Origin of the sequence: Micromonospora sp. NPDC051227 (assembly GCF_044455385.1) — a bacterium.
Classification (GTDB): Bacteria; Actinomycetota; Actinomycetes; order Mycobacteriales; family Micromonosporaceae; genus Micromonospora.
This window is the reverse complement of sequence record NZ_JBITET010000011.1, coordinates 54,762-68,254: the sequence shown is the minus strand read 5'-3', so window position 1 is coordinate 68,254 and position 13,493 is coordinate 54,762. Positions and strand designations below refer to the sequence as shown.

14 protein-coding genes and 1 pseudogene are annotated in these 13,493 nt (G+C 72.6%); 14 read left to right on the top strand and 1 reads right to left on the bottom strand.

Annotation, left to right across the window (positions count from 1 at the left end):
* The first annotated feature begins 129 nt into the window (after positions 1-129).
* The 14 genes and pseudogenes from ftsZ to ACIA47_RS24235 all read left to right on the top strand — a co-directional run bounded on the left by ftsZ (position 130) and on the right by ACIA47_RS24235 (position 12,802).
* Complete coding sequence (ftsZ, locus tag ACIA47_RS24300) at positions 130-1,245, top strand: cell division protein FtsZ (RefSeq protein WP_091407710.1); 1,116 nt, start codon at positions 130-132, stop codon at positions 1,243-1,245.
* 9 nt (positions 1,246-1,254) lie between these two features.
* Positions 1,255-1,998, top strand: a complete 744-nt coding sequence (locus ACIA47_RS24295; RefSeq protein WP_396710865.1) for a YggS family pyridoxal phosphate-dependent enzyme — start codon at positions 1,255-1,257, stop codon at positions 1,996-1,998.
* A 191-nt stretch (positions 1,999-2,189) separates the two neighbouring features.
* Positions 2,190-2,882 carry a cell division protein SepF gene (locus tag ACIA47_RS24290; RefSeq protein WP_238667380.1) on the top strand — a complete coding sequence of 231 codons (693 nt, stop codon included), beginning with the start codon at positions 2,190-2,192 and terminating at the stop codon, positions 2,880-2,882.
* Between the two features lie 30 nt (positions 2,883-2,912).
* The gene (locus ACIA47_RS24285) at positions 2,913-3,218 is read left to right on the top strand and encodes a YggT family protein (RefSeq protein WP_030334503.1); all 306 of its coding nucleotides are present in this window, start codon (positions 2,913-2,915) and stop codon (positions 3,216-3,218) included.
* A gap of 44 nt (positions 3,219-3,262) precedes the next feature.
* Positions 3,263-4,072 carry a DivIVA domain-containing protein gene (locus ACIA47_RS24280; protein WP_036411965.1) on the top strand — a complete coding sequence of 270 codons (810 nt, stop codon included), beginning with the start codon at positions 3,263-3,265 and terminating at the stop codon, positions 4,070-4,072.
* Between the two features lie 80 nt (positions 4,073-4,152).
* Positions 4,153-4,557: pseudogene (locus tag ACIA47_RS24275) on the top strand (hypothetical protein); the annotation flags it as partial.
* 427 nt (positions 4,558-4,984) lie between these two features.
* Positions 4,985-5,290 (top strand): DUF167 domain-containing protein, encoded by a 306-nt coding sequence (locus ACIA47_RS24270; protein WP_396710864.1) that lies wholly within the window; start codon positions 4,985-4,987, stop codon positions 5,288-5,290.
* Positions 5,291-5,312: 22 nt separating this feature from the next.
* Positions 5,313-6,812 (top strand): potassium/proton antiporter, encoded by a 1,500-nt coding sequence (locus ACIA47_RS24265; protein ID WP_396710863.1) that lies wholly within the window; start codon positions 5,313-5,315, stop codon positions 6,810-6,812.
* Between the two features lie 226 nt (positions 6,813-7,038).
* Positions 7,039-7,458, top strand: a complete 420-nt coding sequence (locus ACIA47_RS24260; RefSeq protein WP_091407724.1) for a TraR/DksA C4-type zinc finger protein — start codon at positions 7,039-7,041, stop codon at positions 7,456-7,458.
* A gap of 64 nt (positions 7,459-7,522) precedes the next feature.
* Complete coding sequence (lspA, locus tag ACIA47_RS24255) at positions 7,523-8,137, top strand: signal peptidase II (RefSeq protein ID WP_396710862.1); 615 nt, start codon at positions 7,523-7,525, stop codon at positions 8,135-8,137.
* Complete coding sequence (locus tag ACIA47_RS24250) at positions 8,134-9,078, top strand: RluA family pseudouridine synthase (RefSeq protein ID WP_091407730.1); 945 nt, start codon at positions 8,134-8,136, stop codon at positions 9,076-9,078. Before lspA ends, ACIA47_RS24250 begins: the two co-directional genes overlap by 4 nt.
* Before the next feature lie 42 nt (positions 9,079-9,120).
* The gene (locus ACIA47_RS24245; RefSeq protein WP_396710861.1) at positions 9,121-10,152 is read left to right on the top strand and encodes a hypothetical protein; all 1,032 of its coding nucleotides are present in this window, start codon (positions 9,121-9,123) and stop codon (positions 10,150-10,152) included.
* Between the two features lie 74 nt (positions 10,153-10,226).
* A complete protein-coding gene (locus tag ACIA47_RS24240) occupies positions 10,227-11,915 on the top strand; it encodes an AAA family ATPase (RefSeq protein ID WP_396710860.1) in 1,689 nt (562 codons plus the stop codon).
* Between the two features lie 56 nt (positions 11,916-11,971).
* A complete protein-coding gene (locus tag ACIA47_RS24235) occupies positions 11,972-12,802 on the top strand; it encodes a DUF2567 domain-containing protein (RefSeq protein ID WP_396710859.1) in 831 nt (276 codons plus the stop codon).
* Here ACIA47_RS24235 and ACIA47_RS24230 read toward each other — a convergent pair.
* A complete protein-coding gene (locus ACIA47_RS24230) occupies positions 12,717-13,415 on the bottom strand; it encodes an LON peptidase substrate-binding domain-containing protein (protein ID WP_112582737.1) in 699 nt (232 codons plus the stop codon). The two genes, ACIA47_RS24235 and ACIA47_RS24230, sit on opposite strands and share 86 nt — an antisense overlap.
* Between the last annotated feature and the right edge of the window lie 78 nt (positions 13,416-13,493).

Here is a 13,493-nt window from a genome sequence, read left to right as displayed (position 1 = left end):
TAACTGTAAGCCTCTAGTAGAGGGTTAGGGTTTACCCCTGATCCTCGTTGGTGACAGCTGTCGTCGGCCGCTGGTCTGGCCACGCCGTAACCGGTCGGCCGAAGCCAATCTCGAAGGAAAGGACCGGAGATGACACCTCCGCACAACTACCTGGCGGTCATCAAGGTCGTCGGCATCGGGGGTGGCGGCGTCAACGCCGTCAACCGGATGATCGAGGTTGGGCTCAAGGGCGTCGAGTTCATCGCGATCAACACCGATGCGCAGGCGCTGCTGATGAGCGACGCCGACGTCAAGCTCGACGTCGGCCGGGAGCTGACCCGTGGGCTGGGGGCCGGGGCCAACCCGGACGTCGGGAAGAACGCCGCCGAGGACCACCGCGACGAGATCGAGGAGGTGCTCAAGGGCGCCGACATGGTCTTCGTGACCTGCGGCGAGGGCGGCGGCACCGGCACCGGCGGCGCGCCCGTGGTGGCCAACATCGCCCGCAAGCTCGGCGCGCTGACCATCGGCGTCGTGACCCGGCCGTTCTCCTTCGAGGGCAAGCGCCGCCAGGTGCAGGCCGAGACGGGGATAGACGAGCTCCGCAACCAGTGCGACACGCTGATCGTCATCCCGAACGACCGGCTGCTGGCCCTGGGCGACCGCAACATCAGCATGATGGACGCGTTCCGCACGGCCGACCAGGTGCTGCTCTCGGGTGTGCAGGGCATCACCGACCTGATCACCACCCCGGGTCTGATCAACCTGGACTTCGCCGACGTCAAGAGCGTGATGAGCGGCGCCGGCAGCGCGTTGATGGGCATCGGCAGCGCCCGCGGCGAGAACCGCGCGGTCGAGGCGGCCGAGGCGGCCATCTCCAGCCCGTTGCTGGAGCAGAGCATGGACGGCGCGCGGGGCGTGCTGCTCTCCATCGCCGGCGGCTCCGACCTGGGCCTGTTCGAGATCAATGACGCCGCCCAGCTGGTCACCGACGCGGCCCACCCGGACGCCAACATCATCTTCGGCGCGGTCATCGACGACGCGCTCGGTGACGAGGTGCGGGTGACGGTCATCGCGGCGGGCTTCGACGGCGGCACGCCCGCGTACAAGGCGGCCGAGCCGACCCGCAAGACCAACACCAACCAGCCGGCACCGCAGAGCACCCCGGCGCCGGCACCGGCGACCAACCCGGCTCCGGCCCAGTCGCCGCGTCGCGTGCTCTTCGACGACGTGGACGTTCCCGACTTCCTCAAGAACGGGTCCTGAGCACCGCCGATGACCGACAGCTCAGCCACGGTACGACCAGATCGGCAGGCCGAACTCGCAGCCGGTCTGGCCCAGGTTCGGACCCGGATCGATGACGCCTGCGCGCAGGCCGGCCGGGACCGCGCCGAGGTCACGATGATCGCGGTGACGAAGACCTACCCGGCCAGCGACGTGTTGGCGCTGGCCGGGCTCGGGGTGACCGACATGGGGGAGAACCGCGACCAGGAGGCAGCCGGCAAGGCTGCCGAGGTGGCTGCGGCCGGGGTGCGTCCCCGCTGGCACTTCATCGGCCAGTTGCAGCGCAACAAGGCCCGCTCGATGGTCCGCTACGCCGACGTGGTGCATTCCGTCGACAGTGTCCGGCTGGCCCGGGCGTTGGCCACCGCCACCGCCGACCGGCAGAAGCCGCTCGACGCTTTGGTCCAGGTGAGCATCGACGGCGACGCGGCCCGGGGCGGAGCCCTGCCCGGTTCGGCGGATCCGGCTGCCGGTCTGGAGGCGGTGGCCGAGGCGGTGGCCGACGCGCCGGGACTGCGTCTGGTCGGTCTCATGGCGGTCGCGCCGCTGGGGTGGGAGCCGGAGCGGGCGTTCGCCCGGCTCGCGGAGGTCGCCGACGCGTTCAGGGCTGTCCATCCGGGAGCCACCGCACTGTCCGCCGGTATGAGCGGAGATTTCGAAATCGCGATCCGTTACGGCGCGACACATGTCCGCGTCGGTAGCGCGTTGCTCGGAATGCGTCCCACGCTGCGGTAGCCTGACCGCGAGACAAGCAAATTACATCAGTGTTGTTTCAGGGGCGGGCGTCTCCTAGTCGGGGGTCGTGGCGCGCGACGCGAATCGCGCGCCGGGGGATTGCCGTTCCGGTCCGATGGGCATGGTTGTCCACTCGCGACGGGCGACATGGCACGGGGGCGCGTGCCGCACGGCGGACGGAAGGGCGCGGGATGGGTGCACTGCGCAAGGCGGGGGTCTGGCTCGGTCTGGTCGAAGAAGACGACGAGCGGGCCTACGACGACGGTGGCTACGACAAGGGTGGCTACCGCGACTCGCGTTACCGGCAGAGCCGGTACGCCGAGGAGTTCGCCGACGACGACGAGGACGACGCCGAGGAGCCGCCGGCTCCCCGGCCGCGCGACAGCGGGCGGGGTCGACTCTCCGAGCGGTCGAGCGGGCGGTTGAGCGAGTCCGAGCGCGGTGACGGTGAGCGGCCGGAGCGGATCGAGCGGTCCAGCGTCCGGTCGATCACCCGGTCGTCGGCGGGCGAGACCTCCGGTGCGTTGACCTATCACACTCGGGACAACCTGGCCCTCGCGCCGCAGGTCACGTCGCGTGAGCGGGCCCTGCCCGAGGAGGAGCAGCGTTACCAGATCACCACGCTGCACCCCACCACCTACCGGGAGGCGCGCACCATCGGTGAGCACTTCCGCGACGGCGTCCCGGTGATCATCAATCTTACCGAGATGGATGAGGCCGATGCCCGCCGTCTGGTGGACTTCGCCGCCGGACTGGCGTTCGGGCTGCGCGGTACGATCGAGCGCGTGACCAATCGGGTGTTCCTGCTCTCACCGGCTAACGTCCAGGTCACCGCAGAGGACAAAGCCAAGATCGCCGAGGGCGGCTTTTTCAGTCTGAGTTGATCCCGCCCGACCCGAGGGACGTCGCTGACCGTGTTGTCGATCTTACTGCAAGTGTTGTATCTGATCCTTTATGTCTTCCTGCTCCTTCTTCTGTCCCGGTTCGTGTTGAGCGCCGTCCTGCAGTACGGCCGTCGCTGGCAACCGGGGCGTGGAGCATCGGCAGGATTGGAATCCGTGTGGAGCGTCACTGATCCCCCTCTCAACGCGTTGAGGCGTGTGATCCCTCCGCTGCGAATTGGTACCGTGAGCATCGACCTGGCCTCCCTTGTGCTCCTGGTTATCCTGTTCGTGCTGATGGAGTTCGTGTTAGGGCCGTCGATCAGGGCATCTGCCTGATGACCGACGCGCTTTCGCGGCCGCAACTGACCCGAGGAGTTTCGATGCCGCTGACCCCGGCCGACGTCCACAACGTCGCCTTCAAAAAGCCGCCGATCGGCAAACGGGGGTATGACGAGGAGGAGGTCGACGCCTTCCTCGATGAGGTCGAGCGCGAGCTCGCCCGTCTCATCGAGGAGAACAACGAGCTGCGCGCCCAGGTGGAGCGCGGCGGCCGTGGCGGTGCCCCCGCCGGCCCCGGCGGCGACGCCCGACTGGCGGCGGAGCTCAACGATGTCAAGGCCCAACTGGACCGGGTGCAGCGCGACAAGTCGGCGGCCGAGCAGGCTGCCCGCGCGATGCAGGCCGAGCTGGAGCAGGTCCGCGCGACCGGCGGCCCGGCCGGCGGCGTCACCGGTGACGGTGAGCAGCAGGCCCTGCGCGTGCTGATGATGGCCCAGCGCACCGCCGACGACCACGTGTCCGACGCTCGCCGCGAGGCCGACCAGCTGTTGTCCGAGGCTCGCAGCAAGGCCGAGGAGGTGACCCGGGAGGCGCGCGCCAAGGCTGACGCCCTTGAGCGGGACGCCCGCCAGCGGCACCAGGAGGCCATGGGCGGCCTGGACGCCAAGCGCACGGCGCTGCAGAAGCACATTGAGGAGCTCAAGCAGTTCGAGCGCGAGTACCGCACCCGGCTCAAGGCGTACCTGGAGAGCCAACTGCGTGACCTCGACGGTCGTGGCCAGGGCCTCGAGGCCGAGATGACCCGCTCCGAAGCCGGCCGGGTCGCTGGCGGCAACGGGCTGGCAGCGGCGGGTCTCGCAGGTTCGTACGGCGGCGGCGGGCGCTCCGGCGCCCTCGAAGCCGGACGCTGAGCACCGGCCGGCGATCGCTGTCCGCCAATGGTGACGGTCGCCGGCCCGGCCTGGACGGTTCGACGCGGCGGGGGTGAGCCGTGATAGTCGCAAGTCTTCTGCTCATCCTCGTCGCGGTGGTGCTACTGGTGCTCGGCCTGGCCGGTGGCTCCAGCTTCTTGTTGGTCATCTCCATCGCGGCCAGTCTGCTGGCCGCCGTGGCGTTGGTGGTGGGCGCCCGCCAGGCAGCCGCCAACCGCGCCGTGGCGGATCCCGGCCGGACCGACCGGCAGCACCCCGACGCGCCCCGCACGGCCAGCCAGGCCACACCGGGTGTCGCGTACGGGCCGCCGCTGGTCGAGCCGGAGGTGCCGGTCCAGCACGTGCCTACGACGTTTGGTACCGGCGGCACCGGGTGGCGGCAACCACCCGCGCCGCCGGTGGACCATGCGCCGCCGGTGGACCATGCGCCGCCGGTGGACCATGCGCCGCCGGTGGACCATGCGCCGCCGGTGGACCATGCGCCGCCGATCGATCAGGCGTCGCCGGTCGACCCCCCGCACGTCGATGACGCGGCGCCGTTGGTGAGTGCGGCGGACGAGGCACCCGCGCGGGCCCGGCCGGTCAGCCCGGCGTCGCCGATCGCGGCGTCGGCCGACGGCGTGTTCGACCCGGCGGTCGCGGCGGTCGACGAGCCGGCCGCCCAGCAGATCACGGCCGCCGAGGCGGCCCGGGTGGCCCGACTGCTCGACGCCGTCGAGGTCGTCGACGGCCGTCCCCGTTACCACCTCGACGGCTGCCCCCACCTGATCGGCTGGCAGCCCGAGACGTTGCCGGTCACCGAGGCCGTGGAACTCGGCTTCACCCCGTGCGCGCACTGCGCGCCGGCGACCGCTCTCCTCGCCGACGCCCGGCCGATCTGAAGCGGCGCCGGTGCCCGCGCAGGACACGCTCACCGTGGCGGTACGGGTGAAGCCGGGCGCCTCCCGGGACCGGGTGGGTGGCCGCTTCGACGGCCCGCACGGGCCCGCCCTCGTGATCGCGGTGCACGACCCGGCCGTCGATGGTCGGGCCACCGAGGCCGCCCGCCGGGCGTTGGCCGGCGCGTTGGGCGTCCGACCGGCCGCCGTGTCACTGCGTGCCGGCGCGGCCAGCCGGGACAAGCTCTTCCTCGTTGATCGGCCCGGCCCGGAGGTGCCCGAGGTGCTGCGCCGCCTGCGCGACGGATCCGCCGAGTGAGGACAGCCCAGGCAAGGCAGCCGTGACGCCCGGGTTGGATATCGCGCTGCTGCTCGGTGCGGCAGTGCTGCTGGTCGCCGTCGGCGCGGTGCGCCTCTCCACCCGGCTCGGCGTGCCCAGCCTCCTGGTCTACCTGGCGTTGGGCGTGGCGATCGGCGAGAGCGGGCTGGGCATCCGGTTCGACGACGTCGAGCTGACCCGGACCCTCGGCTTCTGCGCGCTGATCGTGATCATCGCCGAAGGCGGTCTCACCGCCCGGTGGACCACGCTGCGTCCGGTGCTCGGGCTGGCCTCGGCGCTCTCCACGGTCGGCGTGATCGTCAGCATCGTGGTGGTCGGCGTCGCCGTGCACCTGCTGCTGGGGCTGGACTGGCGGTTGGCGCTGCTCTACGGCGCGGTGCTCTCGTCCACCGACGCGGCGGCCGTCTTCGCCACCCTGCGCCGGCTGCGGTTGCCGCCCCGGCTGGTGGCGACCCTGGAGGCCGAGTCGGGGATGAACGACGCCCCGGTGGTGCTGCTGGTGGTGCTGCTGTCCCACCAGGGCTTCTCGCACCCGTGGTGGTACGAGGCCGCGCTGGTCTGCTACGAGTTGGGCGTCGGTGCGGCGGTGGGCGTGGCCGCGGGCGTCGCCGGCGCCTGGGCGCTGCGTCGGGCAGCGCTGCCCTCGGCCGGGCTCTACCCGATCGCCGCGGTGGGCATCACAGTGCTGGCGTACGCCGCGGGGGCGGTTCTGCACGCCTCGGGATTCCTCGCCGTCTACGTGGCCGGGGTGTTGCTGGGCAATGCCCGCCTGTCGCACCGGCAGGCGATTCTCGGTTTCGCGGACGGGCTGGCCTGGCTCGCCCAGATCGGGTTGTTCGTGCTGCTCGGGTTGCTGGCCTCGCCGGACCGGCTGGACGCGGCGGTGCTGCCCGCGGTGGTCGCCGGGCTGGCGCTGGTGCTGCTGGCCCGGCCTCTGTCGGTGGCCGTCTCGGCGTTGCCGTTCCGGGTCGGCCTTCGAGAACAGGCGTTCCTGTCCTGGGCCGGGCTGCGCGGGGCGGTGCCGATCGTGCTGGCCACCATTCCGCTCTCCGAGCGGGTGCCCGGCGCGGAGCGGCTCTTCGACGTGGTCTTCGTGCTGGTGGTGATCTTCACGCTGGTGCAGACCGGGACGCTGGGGCCGTTCGCCCGCCGGTTGCGGGTGACCGCGCCGGCCGAGGCCGCCGAGATCCACGTGGAGACCGCGCCGCTGGAGCGGATGCGGGCGGACCTGCTCCAGGTGGAGGTGCCGCCCGGCTCGCGACTGGCAGGTGTGCACGTCGACGAGTTGCGGCTTCCGCTGGGCGCGTCGGTGACCCTGGTGCTGCGTGACGGCGTGGGTTTCGTGCCCGCACCGGACACCCGTTTGAAGACCGGCGACAGTTTGCTGATCGTGGCGACCGCCGGGGTGCGGGACGCGGCGGAACGGCGGTTGCGGGCGGTCAGTCGGAGGGGTCGTCTGGCCCGATGGTTTGGTGAGTACGGGGATGAGGTGGTCGATTGATCTGCTAGCGTTCGCTTTGCCCCAGTTAGGCAGGGCTAGGGGCTGTTAGACGGTGCGACGGTGCGGCACGTTGTCGGACGCCTGTACGTTCCGTATTCTTGCCAACCTCCGGAGTGCGCGGCGATCGTCGCCGCGCGCCCCTTTTCGTACATAGGGGACGCCGTGGTTGGCGCCCCCTGTCCAGGCGCCGCGGACCGCGCGGTTCCCCCGGCCGAGGGAGCGACCCATGGCGAAGCCATCCGACACCAGGACCGCCGGGCGCAAGCCGGTGGCCAAGGCCACCCGCAGCACCGCGGAGACCGAGAAGATCCGGGCGGCGCTGGCGGCGCGGCGGGACGAGCTTCGTGCCGAGTACGATCAGACGCTGAGTGAGATCACCGAGCTGCAGCGCGATCGGCTGACCGACTCGGCCGGGGACGACCAGGCCGACACGGGCACCAAGACGCTCGAGCGGGAGCAGGAGATCTCTCTCGCCAACAGCATTCTGGAACGGATCACGCAGGTGGAGCGCGCTCTGGAGCGCCTCGACGAGGGTGGTTACGGCTGGTGCGAGCGGTGCGGCAACCCGATCCCGGTCGAGCGCCTCGCCGCCTTCCCGTCAGCCACCCTGTGTGTGACGTGCAAGCAGCTGGAGGAGCGGCGCTGAGGTCCGTTCCCCGGCGGCGATGAGACGGTGAGCGATCACCGCCAAGACTGTCGATGGGGAGCGCATGACCGCAGTACCGTCCGCCGAACCCGGCCGCACCGACCCGGGCGGCGGCACCCGCCGGCCCCGGGCCGTCGCGATTCTCGCCGGAGTCGCCCTGGTGGCCCTGCTGGCCGACCTGGTCACCAAGCACCTGGCGCTGGCCGCGCTGACCGATCGGGAGCCGGTCCGGCTGCTCGGCGGGTTCGTCTACCTGAGCCTGACCCGCAACAGCGGCGCGGCCTGGAGCATCGGCGCGGACCACACCTGGGTCTTCCCGCTGATCACCATCGGGGTGGTCGGCTGGATCGTCTGGATGGCACTGCGGCTGCGCTCGCTGCCCTGGGCGGTCTCCCTCGGCCTGGTGCTCGGCGGCGCGTTGGGCAACCTCGTCGACCGGATCTTCCGGGCGCCGTCCCCCTTCCACGGGCACGTGGTCGACATGATCAGCCTCTTCGACCCGTACGGTCAGGTCTGGCCGGTGTTCAACCTGGCCGACAGTTCGCTGGTCTGCGGTGTGCTGCTGGCCGTCCTGTTGGAGCTGACCGGCCGCCAGCGTGACGGCCGGCGGTCGGGCCGCGACAACGACCCAACCACCACTGACGCCACCTCGGGCGCCGAGCAGAGGGAGCGGGCATGACCTCCGCGTTCGCCGCTGGCGGCGACCACCGTTCCCTTCCGGTTCCGGACGGCCTCGACGGCATGCGCCTGGACCAGGCCGTGTCCCGCCTGTTCGGGCTCTCCCGCACCGCCGCCGCGGCCCTGGTCGACGCCGGGGACGCGCTGGTCGACGGCTCCGCCCGGCCCAACTCGCACAAGGTCAAGGCCGGTTCCTGGCTGGACGTCACGCTGCCCGCCCCGGTCGCACCGCCGACGGTGGTGCCGCAGGCGGTGCCCGGCCTGCGGGTCGTCTACGCCGACGACGACATCGTCGTGGTCGACAAGCCGGTCGGGGTGGCCGCGCACCCGAGCCCCGGGTGGACCGGGCCGACGGTGATCGGCGCTCTCGCCGCGATCGGGCACCGCATCTCCACCAGCGGCGCCGCCGAGCGCCAGGGTGTGGTGCACCGGCTCGACGTGGGCACCACCGGGATCATGGTGGTGGCCAAGAGCGAGCAGGCGTACACGGCGTTGAAGCGGGCCTTCAAGTACCGCGAGGTGGACAAGGGCTACCACGCGGTGGTGCAGGGGCACCTGGACCCGCTGCGCGGCACCGTCGACGCGCCGATCGACAGGCACCCCACCCACGACTACCGGTGGGCGGTGGTCTCCGGCGGCAAGCCGAGCATCACCCACTACGACACCCTGGAGGCGTTCCCGGCGGCGAGCCTGGTCGACGTCCGGCTGGAGACCGGCCGGACCCACCAGATCCGGGTGCACTTCTCCACCCTCCGGCACCCCTGCGTGGGTGACCTCACCTACGGTGCCGATCCCACCCTCTCGGCCCGTCTCGGCCTGGCCCGACAGTGGCTGCACGCCCGCGAACTGAGCTTTTTGCACCCCCGAACGGGGGACGAGGTCCGGTTCGTCAGCGACTACCCTGACGACCTGGACCGTGCGCTTCAGATCCTGCGTGACTGAGCGGCGACCGCCCGACACCGTTCCACAGAGGGGATCCCGCCCGTGCGCGCCGGCAACCTGCTGCGGCAGCTGGACCAGCGGTTGCTGCCGCCGCTGACCCGGGCCGTGGCCCGGCTGGGCGACCGGTCGGCGCGGTCCGGCGTGCTCAGTTGGGCCGCCGTGCTCTCGGCGGCGGCGGTGTTGGGCACCGCCGTCTGGGCCGTCGACGACACTCCGGTCGGCGACCGGACGGTCGGCGAGGTGACCCGGGTCGGCGTTGCCGACGGCGACTCCGTCCCCGGCTACCTGCGGTCCGCCGCGGCCGACCTGGCCGCGCTGCCCGGGTCCGCCCCGGCCGGGGAGGACGGGACGTACGCGCTGGTCACGCTCGACGCGTACCTGCCTCCGCAGCGGCTGGCGACGGTGCTCGGCGACGTCGGGGTCTCGACCGTCTTCGGGCGGGTTCCGCTGCCCGGCCGGCAGACCGAGATCGTCAAGATCCCCGCGCTGCGGGTGCCCGACGACGTGGTCGCCGGAATGGAGCAGGTGGCTGCCCGCAAGGAGATTGAGGCCGCCGACTACCGGGCCAGGGCCGCCGCGGTCGACGGCGACGGGGTGAGCGAGCGGGAGTTGCGGGAGCAGTACGCCAGCGGCGCCGAGGTGGCTGCCGCGGAGGCGGCCGCGTACCGCACCGGCTGCGCCTGCGTCTACGCGGCGGTGGTTCGCGCGACGCCGGTGGCGCTGCGCGGTGTCGCGGCCCGGCCGGATGTACGGGCGGTCGACCCCGCCCCCGAGGTGTACCGGCTGGACCGGACGGTCTTCACGCCGCCCCTGCCCGAGCAGCGTGACGTGGTGCGCCCGCCGGCCGACACCGGGCCGAGCCCCGCACCGACCCAGTCCGAGCGGCCGGCGCCGGTGATCAGCGCACCGGCGCCGTCGGCACCCGTGGGCGAATCGTCGGAACCTGCACCAGTCGTGACCATTCCGTCACCCGAACCGTCGAAGCCGGAGCCCACCGAGTCGGCGCCGCCGAGTGTCACCACCTCGCCGGACGCCAACCTCGCCGAGCCGTCGCCGCCATCACCGTCGTCGTGATCTGCGCCGGCTGGTGTGCGCTCTGAGGTGTGGTCCGAATAGGGTTGGGTTCGTAGCCTGTCAGACAGAGATCGATGGCGCTGGGAGGGCGGGCCGTGGAGGGCAGTGAGACCGGCTGGGGCCGGCCGGCCGAACCAGCGCCGCGGTGGCGCGCGCTGTTGGACCGTGCCCGGCTGGGCGGTCGCGGCGCGGAGCAGACCGAGCCGGAGCGCCGCGGCGAGGAACCGCCGCCGGACCCGCTGCCACGGCGTGCGGCCCCCAACGGCTACGCCGGGCGGGCACCTGCCATCGGGCATCCGGCCGACCTGTCGTACGGCGCGGAGCCCGGTTACCGGGCCGAGGCGACCTACCGCGTCGACCCCGCGTACCGGGCCGAGCCCGCGTACCGGACCGAGCCGGACTACCGGGCCGAGCCCGCGTACCGGACCGAGCCGGGTTATCGGGCCGAGCCGGACTATCGAGCGGAGCCGGCGTACCGGACCGAGCAGCCGGACTACCGCGCTGAGCCCAGCTACCGGGCCGAGCCGGGCTACCGCGCTGACCCGGACTACCTCGCCACGCCCGGCTATCGGGCCGAGCCGGACTACCGAGCCGACCCGGGTTATCGGGCCGAGCCGGACTACCGGGCCGAGCCGACGTACCGGGCCGAGCCCGAGCCGCCGGCACGCGGCCCCGACCCGGTCCCGTCGCGCTACGCGTTGCTGGACAACGGCTACCGACCGGGCGACCCGACGGTGGAGTCGCGGTACGCCCTACTGGAGACCGGCTACCAGCCGGAGACCGGCTACCCGGCCGCCGCGCCGCCGCCCCCGCCGGTCGCCCCGCCGCCCGTGCCGCCGGTCGCCGTGCCAGTCACGCCGCCCGTCCCGCCACCGCCCGCCCCGGCGGTCGGCTCGGCAGTCGCCGAACGTGCCTACCCGGCCCGGATCGAATGGCGCCCACCGGCCGTCGACCAGGAGCAGGAGCGCGCCAACGGGGTGCTCCAACGGGACCTGGGCACGCCCCGGGTGTTCGCCTTCGCCAACCCCAAGGGCGGGGTGCACAAGACGACCGCCACAGTGCTCGCCGCGGCGACGGTCGGCAGCGTCCGCGGCAAGGGCGTGCTGGCCTGGGACGACAACGAGCTGCGCGGCACCCTCGGCCTGCGCGCCGGCAGCGCCCGGCACGCCCGGACGATCCGGCACCTGATCAGCGACCTGGCCCAGATCGAGATCCTGGAGGGCGCGACCCTGCTGGACCGGCTGGACGACTATCTGCGACACGCCTCCGACGGCTCGTACGACGTGCTGGCCGGCGAGGAGAGCCCGCGCTTCGCCCAGCGACTGGACCAGTTCACCGTCCGACGGGTGCTTGAGCTGCTGCGGCGCACCCACGACGTGGTCTGCGTGGACACCGGCAACAACGTGGAGAGCCCCAACTGGCGCACTGTGATGCAGGCCGCCGACCAACTGGTGGTGACCACCGTGCCCCGGGAGGACGCGGCGTTCAGCGCGGACTGGATGCTCGACCTGCTGCACGAGGAGGGCATGGGCGAGTTGGCGGACAACGCGATCACCCTCATCTCCTGCCCGACCCCGGGTCGCTCGACGCTCCAGGACGACCTGGAGCGGCACTTCGCCACCCGTACCCGGGGCGTGGCCGTCGTGCCGTACGACCCGGCTCTGGAGACCGGGTCGTCGATCGAGTACCACCAGCTCCAGCCGGAGACCCGGCAGGCGTGGCTGCGGGCCGCGGCGATGATGGTGGAGCCGTTCGCCCGGTGAGCGGGTCTGCCGCCACCGGAGCCCCGGCCCCGCACCGGGCCTGAGAGGATCATCGGGTGAGCCCGGACAACCCCGACCGTGAGCGGCCCGTCGACGAGCCCGACCAACCCGCGCCACCCCCTACGCCGGACGCGAAACCGGCGGAGGCCGACCCGTCGGCCGGGCCAGCGCCGGGCGAGTTCGGTCCGGGCCAACCGCCGGCCTCGGCGGCGTACCAGAGCTCGCTGGAGCTTCGGTTCGACGAACCGCGTCGTCCGCTGCGTGCCCTGGCGACGGTGCTGGGTGCCGTGCTCGCGCTGGCCGCGCTGGGTGTTCCGCTCGGGCTGCTCTGGGCCGCGCTCGCGCCGGACACCCCGGTGCTCAAGACCGCCGAGGGGGCGATCTACGCCGAGCCGCAACCGGAGCAGCCGATCGCCGCCGACGGCTGGTTCAGCCTGCTCGGGCTCGCCTTCGGGCTGCTCGTGGCGCTCGCTCTGTGGTTCGTGCTGCGGCGGCGGCGCGGCCCGGTCGGGTTGCTCGCCGCGGTGCTCGGCACCCTGGTCGCCGCGCCGGTGGCCTGGCAGGTGGGACGGCGGATCGGTCTGGCCACCTTCGACCGGCTGCTGGCGACCGCCCCGGCCGGGCAGGCCTTCAGCAAACCCGCCGACCTGCGGGCCGGCGGAGTGGACTGGCTGCTCGGCGTGCTGCCGGTGCCGCACGGCAACCTGCTGCTGCCGGCGTTCGGGGCTTCGGTCATGTACACCCTGCTGGCCGGCTGGTCGCGGTGGCCGGGGCTACGCCCGGAGCCCGAGCCGGGGGAGTTCAGTTGGGTGTCGGCGGGGACGCCAGCTCCGACAGCGGCACCGGAACCGCCCGCACCTGACGCAGCAGAGCCGCCTCGCGGTTGAGCAACCGCAGCTCGGCGCGGAGCCGGGAGGCGGTGTCGTCGATCGCGAGCAGCCGTTGCCGATCGTCGACGGTGAGCGCCGCGGTCGCTGCCACCAGGTGCGAGAGCACTGTCGGGTCCTCCGGCAACTGCTCGGAGATCTCCTCCGGGTCGGACCGGATCAGGCCGAGGTACTGCCGGAACACCGCGATCACCCGGGCGGCCAGCAGATCGGCCACCTCGTCCGGGCCGCCCGGGTCGGGCAGCCACTCGACGTCGGCGGTCAGGTAGGGCTCGGCGCTGTCGTCGACCTCGGCGATGCGGAACCGGCGGCGGCCGACCGTGACGATGTCGAAACCACCGTCGGCCAACTCGGTCACCTGGCGCAGCTCGGCGGTGCAGCCCACCTCGTGCAGCGTCACCTCGCCGACGCTCGACGTGGCCGGGGCGCCGGCGGGCGCGACCTCCCAGCCGGCCTGGATGGCCACCACGCCGAACTCGCGCGGGGCACCCTCGGGCAGGCCGACCAGGTGCCGGACCAGCGCCCGGTAGCGCTCCTCGAAGATGTGCAGCGGCAGCACCAACCCGGGAAAGAGCACCGTTGCGAGCGGGAACACCGGCAGCCGTGCGGTCACATGGTCGAGCCTAACCAATCTCGGCACCGGGGGCGTGGCCCGGCTCACCGTCCCGGCGGACGGGCGGCTCGGGTGGAC

Bases quoted from the DNA above. Each gene is read 5' to 3' on its own strand.
- ftsZ (WP_091407710.1), top strand. From the start codon at position 130: ATGACACCTCCGCACAACTACCTGGCGGTCATCAAGGTCGTCGGCATC.
- ACIA47_RS24295 (WP_396710865.1), top strand. From the start codon at position 1,255: ATGACCGACAGCTCAGCCACGGTACGACCAGATCGGCAGGCCGAACTC.
- ACIA47_RS24290 (WP_238667380.1), top strand. From the start codon at position 2,190: ATGGGTGCACTGCGCAAGGCGGGGGTCTGGCTCGGTCTGGTCGAAGAA.
- ACIA47_RS24280 (WP_036411965.1), top strand. From the start codon at position 3,263: ATGCCGCTGACCCCGGCCGACGTCCACAACGTCGCCTTCAAAAAGCCG.
- ACIA47_RS24260 (WP_091407724.1), top strand. From the start codon at position 7,039: ATGGCGAAGCCATCCGACACCAGGACCGCCGGGCGCAAGCCGGTGGCC.
- lspA (WP_396710862.1), top strand. From the start codon at position 7,523: ATGACCGCAGTACCGTCCGCCGAACCCGGCCGCACCGACCCGGGCGGC.
- ACIA47_RS24250 (WP_091407730.1), top strand. From the start codon at position 8,134: ATGACCTCCGCGTTCGCCGCTGGCGGCGACCACCGTTCCCTTCCGGTT.
- ACIA47_RS24240 (WP_396710860.1), top strand. From the start codon at position 10,227: ATGGCGCTGGGAGGGCGGGCCGTGGAGGGCAGTGAGACCGGCTGGGGC.